The organism is Bdellovibrio sp. HCB-162 (assembly GCF_047344985.1).
Taxonomy (GTDB): Bacteria; Bdellovibrionota; Bdellovibrionia; order Bdellovibrionales; family Bdellovibrionaceae; genus Bdellovibrio.
Genome location: NZ_CP178861.1, coordinates 3,397,480 through 3,414,770, shown reverse-complemented (window position 1 = coordinate 3,414,770; position 17,291 = coordinate 3,397,480). Strand labels below are relative to the sequence as shown.

Below are 17,291 nucleotides of genomic sequence, written 5' to 3'. Positions count from 1 at the left end.
GGTGTGTTTTGCGTTGCTCTGCTTATCGGGTGTGTTTACAATTTTCTGATAACAAGGAAGTTGTATGAAGCTCGGTGTAGAAGTTTTGCTTTCCAATCCCAAAATGCTCAAGTCACTCAAAGGGAAAAGAGTTGGACTTGTCTGTCATCCTGCGAGTGTTGATGAAAATCTTCAACACAGCTTGGATCTTCTTTCGAAGAAAATAAAACTTTCTTGTGCGTTTGGTCCTCAGCATGGAGTGCGCGGCGATAAGCAAGACAACATGATCGAGAGTCCTGACTTCGTTGATCCCGTTCACAAAATTCCTATTTTCAGTCTTTACGGCGAAGTTCGTCGTCCCACGGCCGAGATGATGGAACACTTTGATGTTCTGCTCTTTGATCTTCAAGATTTGGGCTGCCGTATTTACACGTTCATCACAACATTGCTTTATGTGATGGAAGAGTGTGCAGCCCTTGGGAAAAGTGTGATCGTTTTGGATCGCCCGAATCCAGCGGGTCGTCCCATTGAAGGTTTTAAAATGCTTCCAGGCTGGGAATCCTTCGTGGGAGCAGCTCCGATTCCTATGCGCCACGGCCTGACGGTCGGAGAACTCGCTCTTTATTTTAAAGACTTCTACACAATGAATTTGGATTTGCAGGTCGTAAAGATGAAGGGCTACTCGCCTGAAAAAGGACCCGGCTATGGTTGGGATGCAAAACGTCCTTGGGTGAATCCATCTCCAAATGCAGCATCTCTCAATATGGCAAGAGCCTACTCAGGGACCGTGCTGATTGAAGGAACAACGCTGTCTGAAGCGCGCGGGACGACAAGGGCTTTAGAAATGATCGGAGCTTCTGATATCGATTTTGCTGAAGTTCTTTTGCGTATGAAAAAGAAAGCTCCGCAATGGCACAAGGGTGTGACTTTGCGTGAATGTTATTTTGAACCAACTTTCCACAAACACGTTGGAAAACTCTGTCACGGATTCCAGTTCCACACGGATGCAAAAAGTTATAAGCACGATCAGTTTAAACCATTCCGTTTAACAGCATTGATGCTGAAGGTGATCCGTGAAATGCATCCAAAATATCCGATCTACCGCGATTTTGCTTATGAGTACGTGCGTGATCGTTTGGCCTTTGACGTGATCAACGGCGGACCTGCTTTAAAAGATTGGATTGAAAATCCAAAAGCGACACCGAAAGATTTAGATGCCGCTTTAGCAAAAGACGAAAAGTCTTGGGCGAAAGAACGTAAGAAATATCTTTTGTATTAATTAAGAAAAACGCCGGTTACTGTTTCGTCGGAGCTGGCGTTGTTTTTTGTTCTAGAACTTCTAAAGTGTTCCAAGAAAAAGACTTCATAATCTGATTGCAGTTCTGCAAAGCCTTGTTGAAATTCGCCTTATCATCCAAACAAGTCATAATCGCAACACGATCTTCATTCTTCAAAATCACCTGGCGAATTTGTTTGTTCTTAGAGCGTGAAAGCATATCGACAACCAAAGCAGGGCTGCCGTTCAAAGTGAAATTCTTTGCAGAGATCACCTCAAAACCATAGTTCGGGTAATCGCGCATCCATTTGCGAGTGTAAAGATCGAGCGATGCGGTCTTTGCCACTTTGTCCGTGCGAATGCTCAGGCTGCCATCTTTAGGATTGTCTTTAGAAGAAAAACGAACGGTATCAAGAAGGCTTTGCTCAGAACCAGGAACCGGAACCCAGTTCGTGCCTTCTGTTTTTAAAGTGAATCCTTTGTGAAGGAAATAAAGACCTTTTTCGGGAGCTGTGAGCGCCGAAGAACTGGTGGCCGGATAAGGGGCTGCCAGGCTGATTAAAGGTAAACTTAAAAGGATTCCTAAAAAGCTTTTCACTCTTTAAGAGTAGCTTGAGCCGGGGTCTCCAGGCAAGGGCCTAAATCGGTCGGCAAATTCACTATGTAAATTTGTTTCTTATCCTGAAATAAACGTACAAAGGCTAGACGCTCCGTAGATTCATTTGTGACCACAGGGGAAAACAAAGAGTCATTGCCCTTAAAAACGACCTGAGTGCATTGTTTCTCGGTATCATAAACTTCAATCTGGTACTGCTTTTCACCCTTGCGAAGAATGCTATAAAAAAGTCTTTCTGGCGCACGGGGAGCGAAGAAAAGATCGCGGTAAAGGCCCTCGCCCTTTTTCAAAACAAAGGGAATTTTCCCTTTAAGTTTAAAGAGGACAAGGCTTTGCTCCTCAGTTTTTAAATCTTTCTCAACCCAGGCAATTTGCGTGCGATCAGGGGTCATGGTTGGAAAACGTTTTTCTTTTTCTTTCGCTGCCGAAATCAAACTGACGGGAAGGTGTTTGAGATCAATACGATAAATTCCTAAAAGATCTCCGCGACGAGAGGTCAAAAGAATAAACGGTTTTGTCGGGTGAGTGATAAACAAAGGCTCGCCGTCGTATCCGGGTTGTTGCGTGATACGAAGGATGTCATTGCCATACAGATCACTCATGTAAAGGTCTGATGGAGGATAATCTTTATTGAAACTTTTGTTGAGCAAGGGACTTTCTTTGATTTCGTCCGTTGTTGAAGCGTAAAGAATTTCCGCATCACTCATGTAGATTGCATCAAACGCGTCACCATCCGAGAAAGTCACACGACGTTCTTTGTTTTTAAGCAGATCCATTTCGTAAATCTGCGCACCTTTGTGAGTCGCACGACCGCGGCTCGTATAGAGAAGTCTCAGACCGTCGTCAGAAAAACGAGGATGATCGTTGTCGCCTAAAAATGTGATTTGCTTAGAGCCTTTGGCAAGAAGATAGTCGGGAGTTAGAACGTCTTTTGTAATACTAAGGTGAGTGCATCCCACACATAACAACAACGCCGCAACTACCGTACTCATCCACTTCATATTTCAACCTTGTGCAATACTTTTTGAAGCAACGAAGAAGGATTGACCTTCTTAAGCTCCTTCAAATCCACCCATTCAATATTTTTTCCAGCTACTGATTTTCGCTGAGAGATCTGAATAAAGATATCATGATGTGTGATGTTGTGTTTGGCATCATAGGCTTTGGGCTTGTTTTTTTCCATTGCGATTTCGCCCGGGAAAATCATCTGACCTTTCAGGAAAGGAGCATAGTCATTCTTAACAAGAGCGACTTTACGGTCTTTGATCGCGACAAGGGGCTTCCAGACCCAGACTTCGCTTTCTTTGCGCGGTTTTTTCAACGGAAGTTTTTCCACCAAATTCTTTTCACGCGAAACACATGTCGCAGCCCAAGGACACAACATGCAAGTTACTTTTTGTGGAGTGCAAACCGTTGCTCCAAGCTCCATCAACCCTTGATTGACAACATCGGATTGTCCCAAGGCCGCAAGCTCATCAGAGATTGTTTGCAGTTGTTCACGACCTTTGTTGTTCCACCATTCTAATTTCAAACCATAACGACGAGACAGCACACGAATCACGTTGCCATCTAAAACGCCGACCTTTTCGCCAAACGCGATACTCGCAACAGCGCGAGACGTGTAAGGACCAAATCCAGGAAGTTCTAAAAGCTCGGCCGCCGTTTGTGGAAATCCATTTTCTGCCAAGGCCTTAGCGGCTTTATGGAGATTGCGCGCACGAGAATAATAACCAAGACCCGCCCAAGCTTCTAAAACTTCACTTTCAGGAGCCTTTGCCAAATCTCGGACTGTCGGAAACTTTTTAAGAAATTTTTCGAAATAAGGAATGACCGCAACGACTGTGGTTTGTTGCAGCATTACTTCGGAAAGCCAAATACGATAAGGGTCTTTGTTTTCACGCCATGGCAAAGCGCGGTTGTTCTTTTTGTACCATTGCGTAAGTTGTTTGTGATCGAGTTTATAGTCGTATTTTACAGTCATTCGCGGTAATGTAGTCTTCAGATAATTGAGGAGTCAATATGGAATACAAACCACTCAGCGGACGCGAGTTTCCCCGATTTTCTGCGATTAAAACTTTCTTCAGATTGCCTTACGTTGCAATAGACGCAGACTACGAGGTCGGCATTTTCGGAATCCCTTACGATGGAGGAGTTTCCTATCGTCCCGGCGGGCGTTTTGCTCCCGCTAAAGTGCGCGACGTTTCAAGTCTAGGTCGTGGTTTCCATATGACCCGCATGGAAAACTTCTTTGAAAAACTCAAAGTGGCTGATATCGGCGATTGTCCCACGGTGCCCATTGATCAACACCAAACTTACGAACGCATCGAAAAATTCGTGGGTGAAGTTTTAAATCACAATAAAAGATTTCTAGCGGTGGGCGGGGATCACTCGACAACATTGCCGGTTCTGCGTGCTCTTCGCAAAAAATACGGAAAGCCTTTGGCGTTTGTTCACTTCGATGCGCATTTGGATACTTATCCGGCGGCATGGGGGCAAGAATACCATCACGGCGCTTTTGCTCGTCACGCGGTGGAAGAAGGTTTGGTTGATCCTAAAAAAATGGTGCAAATCGGAATCCGCGGTCCTTTGGCTGGCGGAGATGATTTGGATTTCGTGAACAAACACGGCATTCGTGTGATCACAGTCGACGAGATTCGCAATCAACCGATCACAGAGTTTTTAAAAACACTTCCGAAGTTTGACGACACACCGACATACATCAGTTACGACATCGACAATCTTGATCCAAGCTGTGCTCCCGGCACAGGAACTCCGGTCCCAGGGGGCCTGACAACCTACGAAGTGCAAAGAATCTTCCGCGCTTTCCAAATTCCAAACTTGGTCGGAGGAGACGTTGTGGAGATTTCCCCACCGTTTGATCACGCCGACATCACAGCGCTCGCCGGAATGGATGCGCTCTTTGAAATGCTTCACTTATTTAAGAAAAAATAAAAAGAAGGAGAGGGAGACCTCTCCTTTTTAGTTTCTTTCGCCGTGGGAAATAACGAGGATTTGAGAGGTCTTTTCGTTGATGGCGATGAAACTAATGGCATCGACACTCGGATACCAATAGGTGTGGGGATCGACCCAGAAGTCGCGCAGACCGTCTTTTAGTTTTAAAAGTTCCCATTGGTTCTTTGCTTTTATGCGACGAAGAACTTCGATGTCATCGGGGTTTTGATAGCGATAGATTTGCGCATCCATCGAGGCCATCAGCATGCGCATAAGCTCGGGCCAAGTGGACGTTCGCAGATTGTAGTCGTTCGTATCAATGAGTTCTGTCAAATCCGCTTGCAAAGTTTCTGGAGAGCTTTGATAGAACTCAAATTTCAGGCACGCAAAATCCGGAAACTGGTCCTCAAGGCGAAGGCATTCATTGCGCAAGCTTCCGAGTGAGGAAGGAAAGTTAAATTGCTTGAGTTCCCCAAAACTCAACTGCGAAAAGGCAAGAAGACCGATAATCAGGAAAACTTTTTTCATAGAAGACTCCATGAAAAATACCTAGATGCAAAGTCTCCACCGTGACGAGGTCCTATAAAACAAAACATTAACGAAGCTCGTGTCCGAACTCTGGTTATGTGACTGCTCTGAAATGGAAAGGGCTTTTCGCCAAGTGCCACGAAGCACAGTTTCAACGAATTTTGGGCGCTGGTCTTCCCGAAAAATGCCAGAGGTCTATGATAAAGACATAAAGGAAAAACTGGGGGATTTTATGAAAAGACAACTTGTAACAACTCTCATCCTTATTTTCTATGTGGGTTCAGCGAATGCCGCAGGAGATTCTTCAAGATCTCAAACTGTCAGACCTACATACAAAAATTACCATCGCCAACCTGCAACGGCCTATCACTCTGATAGAGATTTGCAGGCAATGGCTCGTCGAAGTTTAGATCGAGACACTGGTTTTTCTGACGAAGCCAGAAACGTGAATATCCGAGTCAGGGATGGCCGCGCTTCTATTCAAGGATTTGTTCAATCTCCAGAAGAAAGTGACGCCTTGAAAAGAAAGGTGATGGCCATTGATGGTGTTCATCGTGTCGATGATAAAACTTCGGTCAGAGAATGAGCTTCATGATCGCGAGGCGAGCCCGAATATGACATAGGGTGAATCATTGAGTGACAACAAATCAAACTAAGAATGAGATAAGTCTATTTTAAAAATCGGAGGACTTATGAAACTATTCTTAGGCTTGTTGGCAACACTTTTTGCTTCGTCAGCGTTTGCTTACAAAGATGGTGTGTACAGTTGTACAACGGCTCCTGGAGTGCCCAACAGAATTATTAAAATCGATACAAAATCATTTTCCGGGGGCATCGAGCTTCCCTATGTCGAGATCACTCGATTCTTCCGCCAGAATCCCAATGATCCTAACTCTCCGTATGAAGGAACAACCGTTAAAGGTTTCGCTTCTGTCTCTGAGATGAAGGGGCGCGAAATTCTGATGGTCGCGGCATTGCGTTTAGATTTCGTGAATGATGAACTTCAGAACTGCAAAAAGTAGAAACAAAAAAACCCGCTCTTTTGAAGCGGGTTTTGTTTTTTATGTCGGAGTGATTTCGTTTGGAGGAGTCAGACCTTTCTTTTTGATCTTTTCCACCAGTGTCGTGCGGTTCAGTCTTAATAAAGCCGCCGCTTGATTGCGATTCCATCCGGTTTTTTCAAGAGCCTTTAAGATCAATGCGTTTTCGTAAGCATCCACAGCGGAGTTAAAATCCATCCCGTTGTCAGGAATTTCCAGGCCGCCGACTTCCGAAGAAGCCATTTTTCCAGATTTGTATTTCACAGGAAGATCCGAAATATCAATGTGACCTTGGCCTTTAAGGATCGTCATGCGCTCCACCAAGTTTTCAAGTTCACGGATATTTCCAGGCCATGGATAATTCACCAAAGATTCCAACGCATCCGGAGTGATACCACTTAAACCGCGACCTTTGGTTTTGTTAAACACATCCATAAAGTGAGTGAGCAACAAAGGAATATCTGTTTTACGCTCGCGAAGAGCTGGAACTGCCAAAGGAATGACGTTCAAACGATAGAACAAGTCTTCGCGGAAGTTGCCGTTTTCAACAGCTTCTTCCAGGTTGATATTTGTCGCTGCAATCACGCGCACATTCACAGACACAGTTTTTGTCGAACCTACCGGTTCAAAACTGCGCTCTTGCAAAGCGCGAAGAAGTTTTACCTGCAAAGAAGGTTCAAGGTCACCGATCTCATCAAGGAAGATCGTTCCTCCGTCGGCCATTTCAAAACGACCTACGCGGTTGGCGATAGCACCCGTGAAAGCACCTTTCATGTGACCGAAAAGTTCACTCTCAAGAAGTTCCGAAGGAATCGCACCGCAGTTGATAGGAATAAAGGGACCCGTTGCACGAGGAGAATTGTAGTGAATCGCGCGAGCGATCAATTCTTTTCCAGTTCCAGATTCCCCTGTAACAAGAACAGTGGAATCGGAATCAGCCACGCGTTCAATCAAACGCAAAACGCCTTGGATCTGGTCGCTGTTTCCGATGATTTGATCAAATTTATATTTCTTATTTAGTTCAGAGCGAAGTTGTTGGTTTTCTTGTTGCAACTTCTTATGAGTCAGAGCTTTTTCAATTAAGCTCATCAGCTCTTCAAGATTGAAAGGCTTTGTCACAAAGTGGAAAGCGCCTTTTTGAGTTGCACGAATCGCAGATTCAATAGTCGCGTGACCGGTCAGAATAATGACTTCGGTCGCCGGGCTCATGCCTTTTAAATAAGTCATGAACTCAATACCATCACCATCTGGAAGGTTGAGATCAACAATAGCTAAGTCAATATGAGTGTCGCCTTGGCACAAGACCTTTGCTTCTTCGATCTTGTTGGCAGTGATAACGTTAAGTCCTTTTCTATCGAGCACTCTAAACAGAGCGGTGCGGAGTGATGACTCGTCATCTAATATAAGAACTCTTTGGCTTCGCATGAACCGTCCTTCCATGGTGGGTTCTTTGGGGAAAATGTTCCCTTAAATTAGGATAGTGTGATTTTGACGGTACTGTCAAAAAATCCGCGCCTGGTAAGGCTTTCAGGACCTTAAAACTGGACGGGAGAAGGAAATTTTTGCCAGATTTTCCTGGCCTGGACCTGCTGAAAATTCGAGGTCAGCCTCGTGATCGCGAAGGATCTGTGAAGCCACAGAAACACCTAAGCCTATGGGAAGACTTGGATTTTTTTCTGGAGTTCCATTGTCTTTGATTAAAATCTGGGCAAGGTCCAGGTCGGCAGAAATTTCGATATCGAGAATTCCTCGAAATCCTTTCTCATGGCGACTTCTATCGGTGACACGATCAATGGAACTTTGCAGAACGTTCTTCAAACCTTGCGCCAACAAATTCAAATGCCCACGAACGGCAATGTCTTCGCCAGGAAAGTGTAACTTCACTTCAATACCTTGAGACTTCGTTTGCAGTTCAACAATTTTCAGCGCACGCAAACATGCTTCTTTCAAACTGACGTCGCCTTCTTGATCGGCGTTCGGATTGCGCGTGAAGCCCAAAAGATTTTGCACGATCTCTTTGCAACGTTGCACGCCCGCTTCCATCTCGACAATGTCAGGATAAAGAGGATTGTCAGGGCTCATGTCCATCTTAATCAATTGAGTGAAAGACAAAATGCCGCCCAGAGGATTATTCAACTCATGCGCGATACTGGAGCCAATCGTTCCAAGCTCTGCCATCTTCGCGGACTCAAGAATCTGTCTTTCCATTTTTAACTGCTGAGTGATGTCGTGATACAGATTCACGAACACAGGCGGCTTGTCCGAATCCAAAAGCAAGCTTTGGCTAAAGACATCAAAGCTTCGTGGCGTGGAGCTGCGCGATTGCACGCGGAAATTACTTCCACGCTGGCAACCGGGACAAGGCTCATCCCGATTAAAAAGAACTTTATAACATTTGCGAGACGTCTGTTCTTTTTCTTGTTCACGCAGGCGTTCATCCAAAGCCTTGTTCGATTGAATGATATCGTAATTCGTATCAATCAAAACGACAGGGTCCGACATGGAGTTGAACGTCGCTTCCCATTGTTCTTTTAAAGACTCTGACTCTTTGAGTTTCTGAATACGATCCAGAGCCAAGGCCACCGCTTCCGCCACACGAGTCAGAAAATCACTTTCTTCACGAGTGAACGGATGATCAGGAGCGCGCAAGAAAAAGATCGAGCCCACTTTTTCATGATGTCTAAAAAGAGGAACCTGCAATTGAGTAAAATTGAGCTGCGCCTGCACCTGGCGAGCGAAAAGTTCATCTTGCGGATGATAAAACAAACGAATCCATGAAGTTTGCACTGTTGCAGCCATGGAGTCATTCAAGAGCTGTTCAATCTCTCCCACGGAACTTGCCTGATGGACTGCCATCAAAGCGCGTTTAAAACCTTCAATACGCGAGTTCGTTAAAAATAATTTACGACGAGCTTCCGTTAAAAACTTCGTTCTTTTTTGCACGCGCTCTTCAAGTTCGATTTGCAAACGCTTCAACTGCGCTGTTTGCTCACGAATGAGAAGAGCCAAGTTTTCATCTTGCTTGCGCTGATTGGCTTCTTCCAAGGCAGAAAACAAATGCGTTTCTAAATCCGCATCGTTAAAGCTTGTCATCACTCGCGAAAAATTAAACTCTTCATGAAGATACGCCATCTGGTGAGCGGAAAAATCTTCAGGCACCACCGCAATGAATTGAATCCCGGGGGAAGAGCGTTTGATCTCTTCATAAAACTCAGGAAATCTTTTTCCTAAAATCAAAGTGACTGACAAGGCGACAACGTCATAAGTGGAATCTTGCATCCAGTGCCAAGCCTGCTGAAGATCGGTGGCGATATGGGCCCCCAGCTCTTGCAGTCTTGGATCCCAAGGACCAATTAAAAGAAAACTGGCTTTTAAAGTCCGCATGTCGGGATCAAATCCTTGTGATGAGTGATGGTGAAATCAGGATGGTCTTCAGGAAATTGCGGAGTTTCTCCGACGTGTTCGCCGTAAGCAAAGTAACAAGTGTCTGCACCGGCGCGTTTGCCGTCACGAATTTCACTCGAAAGACGATTGCCGATGCTGAGCAATTCGTGGGGTTGATGTCGTTCCAGGCGTAAAATATCTAAGAAGGCAGAATTTTTTTTCTCTCCAACAAAGCCGTTTAAAATATAAATCTTTTTAAAATGGCTTTCGATGCCCAGAGCTTTGATCTTTTTTACTTGCGACTCGTAAGAACCCATCGTCACTAAAAACAAATTATAGCGCGATTTCAAATTCTCAAGATTTTCAAGAGAATACGGAAGCATGGGTAAATGCGCTGGCACAAAAGGATTGTAAAACTCTTGAAGCGCATCGTGAATCGCTTTGCCTTCCTGATTCGTTCCATAGCGCGCGGCGATCTGCGTGAAGATTTCTGTGTGAGATAAATTCGCAGCGAGTTCGTGGCGCATTTGCAGGCACTCATCCAGGCTGCATTGCAGGCCCGCTGCAATCATCGCTTCGCACGCTCGGCGCGACGCCATAGGGACTAACAATCCCGATGTGTCGAGCAACGTGTCGTCTAAATCAAAAGCGATGGATTTGTACTTCGTCATCAAGAATTCTTTCCTGTGAGCAGCATCTCAAGGCCCGTTTTAAAGTGCGGCCATACCAAATTCAAATCAATGTGCTCCTGCTCTTCAATACATATTACGGGAGTTTGATGCTCGATCCATCCGAACTGTCCCAAACTTCCCGGAGTCGGGTAGCCGATGTCTTCGCGGCACTCATACCCGGTTCCGGTGGCCAAGATCTCAGCCGCCTTTTTTCCGGGCAGACCCGTGTAAACAACGCAAGGCTCCCACGAATGAAAGTGTACTATGAGCTGTGGCTTTTCGTCCTCAATGAGTTTCACCAAAGCTTGAACTTCCTTCTCACTTCCAGGCGAAGGGCCAGGGTAATATCGAGGAGCTTTGGCGTCGGGGCTCCAATCGCGGCAGGGAAAGTTGCGATTCAGATCCACACCGTTCCCATTGGTTCTTTGATTTTGAGAGTAACCGTCAGGATTGATGCAAGGGATGAGCAGCCAAGGACGGATTTTTTCTGAATTCCGAGTTTCCTCTGCTTTGAGCCATGTGAGAAGTTCTTGCGCTAAACGAACACCCTCGGGTTCGTCGCCGTGAACCCCGCCAATAAAGAGAATCGGGCGTTCTGAAAAGTCACTCGAACTGTGTGATTTTTTATACAGCTCGATCGGTGTGCCTTTCGCGGTGATTGCCCAAGAAGTTTGGTGAAAAATTTTTCCTTGCATGACATAATTAAGCCTGTTTTTTTCAGAGAAGAAAAGCTTTTAAAAGGAAGTTCGCACATGTCAGAAAAAGCATCTGAGAAGTTGACGGTGATCGCGCTCGCGGCAGGAAAAGGGACTCGCATGAAGTCGCCTCTTCCTAAAGTCCTTCATCCCGTAGCCGGTCGCCCTATGATTGAAAAAGTGATTCAAGCTTCTAAACAAGCCGGCGCCGCCGAAGTTCGCGTGATCGTTGGTCACGGCCAGAACTTGGTACGCCAAGTGGTCGAGCCTATGAACGTGGCTTGTTACGTTCAAGATGAACAACTGGGAACAGCACACGCGGTTCGTTGCGCAAAACCAGAAACCATTGAAGGTGATGTTGTGATCATGAACGGAGATCATCCGCTGATTGAAGCTTCCGACATCAAAGACTTCGTGCGCATCTTCCGCGATGAAAAATGTGATCTTGCTGTTGTCACAGCTGTTGTGAAAGCTCCTGGCGAGTTTGGTCGTATCGTTCGTCACAAAGGTGAATTGATGGCGATCGTAGAGGCGAAAGACGCTTCTGCTGAGACATTGAAAATTGACGAGATCAATACGGGCATCTACATCGTGAAAGCATCCGTGCTTGCGGAATATCTTCCTCAAATCAAAAACAACAATTCTAAAAAAGAATTCTACATCACGGATTTGATCTCTCTTTGCATTCAGGACAAATGCCGCGTGCAAGCGATCAAGTCGACACCGAAAGTAGCAGTCGGCGTGAATAATCAAGTGGAGTTGGCGAAAGCGACTCGCATGATTTTCAGACGCAAAGCTTTGCGTTTGATGGAAGAGGGCGTTTTGATGATTGATCCACGCACAACGTATGTGGAAGAATCCGTGGAAATCGGCGCGGGGACTGTGATCTACCCGAATGTGTTCATTCGCGGTCGTTCCAAAATCGGTTCTTTCAGCGTGATTGAATCCAACTGTTTCATTTCCGATTCAGAAATTGCCGACAGCGTGCAAGTGCGCGGTGGAAGCTATTTGGAAAACTCAAAACTTCACAACCGTGTTTCTGTCGGACCTTACGCGCGTTTGCGTCCTGAAACAGAAATCATGGAAGAAGCTCACGTTGGAAACTTCGTTGAGATGAAAAAAGTGAAGTTTGGCAAAAAATCAAAAGCAGGACATTTAACATACTTGGGCGATGCTGAAGTGGGTGAAGAGGTCAACGTGGGTTGCGGAACGATTACATGCAACTACGCTGCGGATAGAAAGAAATATAAAACGAAGATCGGAAACCGCGTGTTTGTGGGAAGTGACACACAATTCGTAGCTCCCATTGAAATCGGCGATGATGCTATCATCGGTTCAGGTTCAACGATCACTAAAAACGTACCAGCAAAAGCTTTGGCCGTGGCCCGTGGAAAGCAGTTCGTAAAAGAAAACTACGCTCCTAAAGCTGTCGAGTCAGAGACAAAAGAGTAGGTGAAGCATGTGCGGAATCGTCGGCTATTTAGGCCCTCAAAACCCTAAAGATATTATTATCAATGGTCTTAAAAAACTCGAATACCGTGGCTATGACAGCGCCGGTGTTGCGATTTTGGATCAAGGCAAAACCAAGCGCGTGCGTGCTCAGGGGAAATTAAAAGCTCTTGAAGACAAACTCACGAGCGAAAAATTCGATGGTCATATCGGCATCGGTCACACTCGTTGGGCGACTCACGGTAAACCTTCTGAAAGAAACGCCCATCCGCACCAAGTGCGCGGAATCAATCTTGTGCACAACGGGATCATTGAAAACTATCTTGAAATCCGCGAAGAGCTTTTGGCGCAAGGGGCTGAGATCACGTCAGACACAGACTCTGAACTGGTGGCGCACTTGATTGCGAACGAAATTGAAACGACGAAGGATCTTTTTAAGGCCGTTGAAGGCGTCTTGCAAAAAATCCGCGGCGCTTTCTCAATCCTTGTGATGTGGGAACAAGAGCCGGATCGTTTGGTGGCATTTAAAGATGGCCCACCTCTTGTTGTCGGTCTTGGTTCTAAAGAAGTGTTTGTCGCCAGTGACGTTCAGGCATTGATCCAATACACAAAACAATTCGTGTATCTTGAAGATCGCGAAATCGCGAATATCAAAGGCGCCGACGTGCAATTCTTCTCTGCCAATGGTTTCCCGATTCAAAAGAAGATCGTGGAGCTGAATTGGAATCCAGAGATGGTGGAAAAGCAGGGATACGCTCATTACATGCTGAAAGAAATCTACGAGCAACCGCGTGCTGTCGCAGCTGCGATTGAACCGCATGTGAATCCTGAGAGCTTCTCCGTCGCTTTGAAAAACATCGGCTTCGGTGGTCAACCTGTTCAGAAATTAGAAGAGCTTGATAGCAAAGCAGACTGGGCAAAAACGCAGGAAGTGTTTAAAAACATCGACCGTGTTTTCATCATCGCCTGCGGAACAAGTAACTATGCTGGCATGGTTGGAAAATATTTGATTGAACAGTTGGCAAAAGTCCCTGTGGAAGTGGATATCGCCAGCGAATTCCGTTATCGCAATCCTGTGATTCCACCAAAATCTTTGGTCGTCACAATCTCTCAAAGTGGTGAGACGGCAGATACTTTGGCGGCGATTCGCATGGCCAAAGAAATGGGCGCGACGACTTTGAGTATCTGTAACGTGAAGAACTCAACAATCGATCGTGAAGCTCATGGTCACTTGTACATGAACTCAGGTCCTGAAATCGGTGTGGCTTCAACAAAAGCTTTCACAAGCACGATGGCTGTTCTTCACTGTTTGTCGATTGCGATTGCCCGCACTCGCGGAACAATGAATGAAGCAACGGAAAAAGAATTGGTTAAAGCCATCCTCGCAGTTCCAAGTCAGATGGAAGGCGTTTTGGCTTATGACAAATATTTCGAAGAAGCCGCTTCTGGTTTAAAACTTTTCCGCGGTTTCCTTTACATGGGTCGTGGCACAAGCTTCCCGATTGCGATGGAAGGGGCTTTAAAACTCAAAGAACTGGCTTACATGCACGCCGAAGGCTATGCGGCTGGCGAAATGAAGCACGGTCCTTTGGCGTTGATTGACGAGCGTATGGCGATCGTGATGGTGGCTCCAACAGACCATCTTTACGAAAAGACAATCAGCAATTTGGAAGAAGCCCGTGCTCGCGGTGGAAAAGTGATTTCCATCGGAACAGGTGAAAACGAAAAATTGCGCGCGATCAGTGAATACTACCTGGCGATTCCAAAAGCACACTGGACGGTGAACTCCATCCTGACAGTGATTCCGCTTCAGTTGATGTCATATCACTTGGCGTGCAGCTTGGGATACGATGTGGATCAGCCACGCAATCTCGCAAAATCAGTGACAGTTGAATAAAAAAGATTAAAAAGCCCTCTGATGAAGAGGGCTTTTTAATTTGTTAAAGATCTTCGTTCTATTCGTGGAGGTTGTTATATGCCAATGAAAAAGGCACTCAGTCTTCCCCATCTTGTTTTTTACGGCATAGGAATGATTCTTGGTGCCGGAATTTATTCCATCATCGGAAAAGCGGCCGGCGTTGCTCAAGAAGGTTTATGGGTGAGTTTTTTGCTCGCGGCCTTTTGCGCCGCTCTGACTGCTCTTTCTTACGCAGAACTCGCCACTCTTTACCCACAAACGGGCGGTGAATATATTTATCTGAAAAATATTTTTCCTACTTTGCCATATTTGTCTCTGCTTTGTGGTTCGATGATGGTGTTTGCGGGGATTTCAACAGCAGCGACCGTGGCTATGGCGTTTGCCGGATACATGCAACAGTTTGTTTCCTTACCGACAACCGTCACGACGATAGCAATTCTATTTCTGTTCACGGTTATAAATATCATCGGCATCAAAGAATCCAGTTGGATGAATATTGTCTTCACACTTATCGAAATTTCCGGATTGATTTTATTTATCACGCTGGGAATGCAATCGGAAAACTTTGGAAAAGTGCTGTCGACACCAACATTAAATGGAGCTGTTTTTTCAGGAGCCGCGCTTGTTATTTTTGCGTACTTCGGTTTTGAAAACATTGTGAACCTTGTTGAAGAAAGTCGCGAGCCTCAAGAACTTCCTAAGGGAATATTAATAAGCGTCGCGGTCTCGACGGTTCTATATCTGTTGGTGAGTTTAGCGGCTCTGGCCTTGGGCTCGCCGCAAGAGCTAGCTACAAGCGATGCTCCTTTAAGTGATATTGCAGGAAAAACAAGTCCTTCTATTGCCAAAGCTTTGGGTGGAATCGCCATGTTTTCGACCGCCAACACAGTTCTTATTTCAATGCTCTCAACAAGTCGGGTGATCTTTAGTATGGCCCGGGAAAAAGATCTGCCCCAGATGTTTGCGAAATTTTCTGCGAAAAGATCGACACCTTGGATGGCTTCCGTGACGGTTTTTGTTTTGGCACTCACTTTGTTGCCGGTTGGAGGCATTGAGGTTGTGGCCAGTGCTTCTTCATTTGCGACGATGTTTGCGTTTTCAGTGATTAACTTAGCTCTTATTCATTTGCGATTTGTCGAGCCTGAAAAAGAACGCTCTTTCAAAGTGCCATTTTCAATTGGAAAATTTCCTGTGCTGACAGGAATGGCGGCTTTAGTTTCAATAGTTTTTTTATTCTTCTTTAAGAAGGAAGTTTATTTTTTGGGAGCGTTTGTTTTTATTGTGACGACTGTCGTGTACTTTATTAGCCGGCGGAATTCATAAGATTGTAGAACGATTTCACACGTTCCACAAAATCCACAGTCTCGTAACCACGTGCGGGGCCGTATTCTAGCTCCGCCGCGTATTCAGGATCTGCAAGGAGCGGCAACACCTCACGCAGGTGGCGCCAAGAATAAGGATTGCGACCCATTTTCTCAGCCAACTTCTGAGCATCTTTTAAGTGAGCAAGACCAATATTGTAAGCCGCCAGTGCCAATGCCAAACGATCTTTAGGATTTAAATTCGTAGGCGTCTTATCTAAGAGATAACGCAAATATTTTGATCCGCCCCAAATACTTTGCAAAGGATCGGTGCGATCTTCAATACCCACGTGATCGGCTGTGTCCGTTGTTAATTGCATCAAACCACGAACGCCTGTGAAACTGCGAGCATCTGGATTCCAATGAGATTCTTGATAAGCAACCGAAGCCACCAACTGCCAAGGAAGATGATGTTCCTCAGCCGCTTCTTTAAAGGCGTCTTTATAGATCGGCAACGTCGAGCGAATTTTTTTAAAGAACTTCGCAATGTCGCGTTTATTTAACTGCGCAAGATAAGTTTTATAACGATCCAGCACACGCATCACTTCATCTTCACGTGAAGCCTGTTGATACCAAGACTGCATCAAGCGCAAAAGATCCTGATTGTCCGGAGTCAAAAGCCAACTCAAAGAGTAAGACTCCGTTAACGCTGCGATTTTTTCGACTTGCGTATGATAACGAGTGTAGAAATCTCCGCTGAAGTTTTCTGCGATCACGCAATCACTCTTTCCTTGCGGAAGTGTCGCGATCAAATCTTGAGTTTTGGTGTTTTCAAGGATCTCCAGTTGAACTTGCGGAGAAAGCTGGCGAAGACGTTCGGAAAGTCCTAAGTAGTTATCTTTATTAAGGAGAGCGATTTTTTTGCCGTTCAAGTCTTTGATATTTTGAACTTGCGACTTCTTGTGACAGTAAAGACTTAAATAAGTTTCTTCAAAGGCCGGGCTTGTTAAAAAGCCTATACTATTATGAGGAGTCCTCAATCGAGCCGCTGCCACGTCGCCTTCGCCCTTAGAGAGCGCGCGGACCACCGACTCTTCATCCGGTAAAACAACATAGCGTATTTTAATATTATAGTGGCGCGAGAAACTTTCCATGAGGTCGTGATCGATCCCGAAGGCGTCGCCACGTTTGGGCTTACTATATATAAGAGGACTTTGCGTGGTAAGGACAACGACTTCACCTTTGGACTGAACCTTAGCAAGGCTATCCTGTTCATCCCAATACATGGCATCGCAGCCATTCATGGCGATGGTGGTGACACCCAACGCTCCTACAAGGAACGCGCGGGTTAATTTCTGTCGAAATCTTAAAATCCTACCCATAACGTTCGGCCTAGCTACCTGATGGTGCGGAGCAGGGGCAAGGATTAAGAGCTTTGGAGACCCTTAAAAATATGAAAAATCGACGGTTCCTGCAGAAAAT

At 45.5% G+C, this 17,291-nt stretch carries 16 protein-coding genes; 7 read left to right on the top strand and 9 right to left on the bottom strand.

Annotated features, from left to right (window positions below; all coding sequences use genetic code 11):
* The first annotated feature begins 64 nt into the window (after positions 1-64).
* The gene (locus ACLSSO_RS16385; RefSeq protein ID WP_295903855.1) at positions 65-1,258 is read left to right on the top strand and encodes a DUF1343 domain-containing protein; all 1,194 of its coding nucleotides are present in this window, start codon (positions 65-67) and stop codon (positions 1,256-1,258) included.
* 16 nt (positions 1,259-1,274) lie between these two features.
* On the opposite strand, the gene ACLSSO_RS16380 is transcribed toward ACLSSO_RS16385, so the two are convergent.
* The 3 genes from ACLSSO_RS16380 to ACLSSO_RS16370 are packed head-to-tail and all read right to left on the bottom strand — an operon-like array spanning position 1,275 to position 3,852.
* Entirely contained in the window at positions 1,275-1,853 is a 579-nt protein-coding gene (locus tag ACLSSO_RS16380) for a hypothetical protein (protein WP_413943437.1), read from the bottom strand.
* Positions 1,850-2,872 (bottom strand): TolB family protein, encoded by a 1,023-nt coding sequence (locus ACLSSO_RS16375; protein ID WP_295903860.1) that lies wholly within the window; start codon positions 2,870-2,872, stop codon positions 1,850-1,852. Before ACLSSO_RS16375 ends, ACLSSO_RS16380 begins: the two co-directional genes overlap by 4 nt.
* Entirely contained in the window at positions 2,869-3,852 is a 984-nt protein-coding gene (locus ACLSSO_RS16370; RefSeq protein ID WP_413943436.1) for an A/G-specific adenine glycosylase, read from the bottom strand. Before ACLSSO_RS16370 ends, ACLSSO_RS16375 begins: the two co-directional genes overlap by 4 nt.
* A 38-nt stretch (positions 3,853-3,890) precedes the next feature.
* Here ACLSSO_RS16370 and speB point away from each other — a divergent pair, with 38 nt between their 5' ends.
* Positions 3,891-4,823, top strand: a complete 933-nt coding sequence (gene speB / locus ACLSSO_RS16365; RefSeq protein WP_295903865.1) for an agmatinase — start codon at positions 3,891-3,893, stop codon at positions 4,821-4,823.
* 27 nt (positions 4,824-4,850) lie between these two features.
* Here the strand turns inward: speB and ACLSSO_RS16360 are convergent, their stop codons facing one another.
* Positions 4,851-5,351 carry a hypothetical protein gene (locus tag ACLSSO_RS16360; protein WP_413943435.1) on the bottom strand — a complete coding sequence of 167 codons (501 nt, stop codon included), beginning with the start codon at positions 5,349-5,351 and terminating at the stop codon, positions 4,851-4,853.
* A 232-nt stretch (positions 5,352-5,583) separates the two neighbouring features.
* On the opposite strand from ACLSSO_RS16360, the gene ACLSSO_RS16355 reads away from it, so the two are divergent.
* Positions 5,584-5,937 (top strand): BON domain-containing protein, encoded by a 354-nt coding sequence (locus ACLSSO_RS16355; RefSeq protein WP_295906272.1) that lies wholly within the window; start codon positions 5,584-5,586, stop codon positions 5,935-5,937.
* 106 nt (positions 5,938-6,043) lie between these two features.
* Positions 6,044-6,373: a hypothetical protein gene (locus ACLSSO_RS16350; protein WP_295906274.1), complete on the top strand. Its 330-nt coding sequence runs from the start codon at positions 6,044-6,046 to the stop codon at positions 6,371-6,373.
* A gap of 39 nt (positions 6,374-6,412) precedes the next feature.
* Here the strand turns inward: ACLSSO_RS16350 and ACLSSO_RS16345 are convergent, their stop codons facing one another.
* From ACLSSO_RS16345 to ACLSSO_RS16330, 4 genes are all read right to left on the bottom strand, one after another.
* Positions 6,413-7,816: a sigma-54-dependent transcriptional regulator gene (locus ACLSSO_RS16345; RefSeq protein ID WP_413943433.1), complete on the bottom strand. Its 1,404-nt coding sequence runs from the start codon at positions 7,814-7,816 to the stop codon at positions 6,413-6,415.
* A gap of 102 nt (positions 7,817-7,918) precedes the next feature.
* On the bottom strand, positions 7,919-9,775 hold the full coding sequence (locus ACLSSO_RS16340) for a histidine kinase dimerization/phospho-acceptor domain-containing protein (RefSeq protein ID WP_295905827.1): 1,857 nt from the start codon (positions 9,773-9,775) through the stop codon (positions 7,919-7,921).
* A complete protein-coding gene (locus ACLSSO_RS16335; RefSeq protein ID WP_413943432.1) occupies positions 9,763-10,446 on the bottom strand; it encodes an HAD hydrolase-like protein in 684 nt (227 codons plus the stop codon). The genes ACLSSO_RS16340 and ACLSSO_RS16335 overlap by 13 nt, the downstream gene beginning before the upstream one ends.
* Entirely contained in the window at positions 10,446-11,141 is a 696-nt protein-coding gene (locus ACLSSO_RS16330) for a M14 family murein peptide amidase A (protein ID WP_413943431.1), read from the bottom strand. Before ACLSSO_RS16330 ends, ACLSSO_RS16335 begins: the two co-directional genes overlap by 1 nt.
* Positions 11,142-11,198: 57 nt before the next feature.
* Here ACLSSO_RS16330 and glmU point away from each other — a divergent pair, with 57 nt between their 5' ends.
* The 3 genes from glmU (at position 11,199) to ACLSSO_RS16315 (ending at position 15,831) form a co-directional block, all read left to right on the top strand.
* Positions 11,199-12,593, top strand: coding sequence for a bifunctional UDP-N-acetylglucosamine diphosphorylase/glucosamine-1-phosphate N-acetyltransferase GlmU (gene glmU / locus ACLSSO_RS16325; RefSeq protein WP_295905830.1), 1,395 nt, complete (start codon positions 11,199-11,201; stop codon positions 12,591-12,593).
* 7 nt (positions 12,594-12,600) lie between these two features.
* Positions 12,601-14,487 carry a glutamine--fructose-6-phosphate transaminase (isomerizing) gene (gene glmS, locus ACLSSO_RS16320; protein ID WP_413943430.1) on the top strand — a complete coding sequence of 629 codons (1,887 nt, stop codon included), beginning with the start codon at positions 12,601-12,603 and terminating at the stop codon, positions 14,485-14,487.
* Positions 14,488-14,565: 78 nt separating this feature from the next.
* Positions 14,566-15,831 (top strand): APC family permease, encoded by a 1,266-nt coding sequence (locus tag ACLSSO_RS16315; RefSeq protein WP_295901864.1) that lies wholly within the window; start codon positions 14,566-14,568, stop codon positions 15,829-15,831.
* Here ACLSSO_RS16315 and mltF read toward each other — a convergent pair.
* Complete coding sequence (gene mltF / locus ACLSSO_RS16310) at positions 15,812-17,191, bottom strand: membrane-bound lytic murein transglycosylase MltF (protein ID WP_295901867.1); 1,380 nt, start codon at positions 17,189-17,191, stop codon at positions 15,812-15,814. The two genes, ACLSSO_RS16315 and mltF, sit on opposite strands and share 20 nt — an antisense overlap.
* Positions 17,192-17,291: the final 100 nt, after the last annotated feature.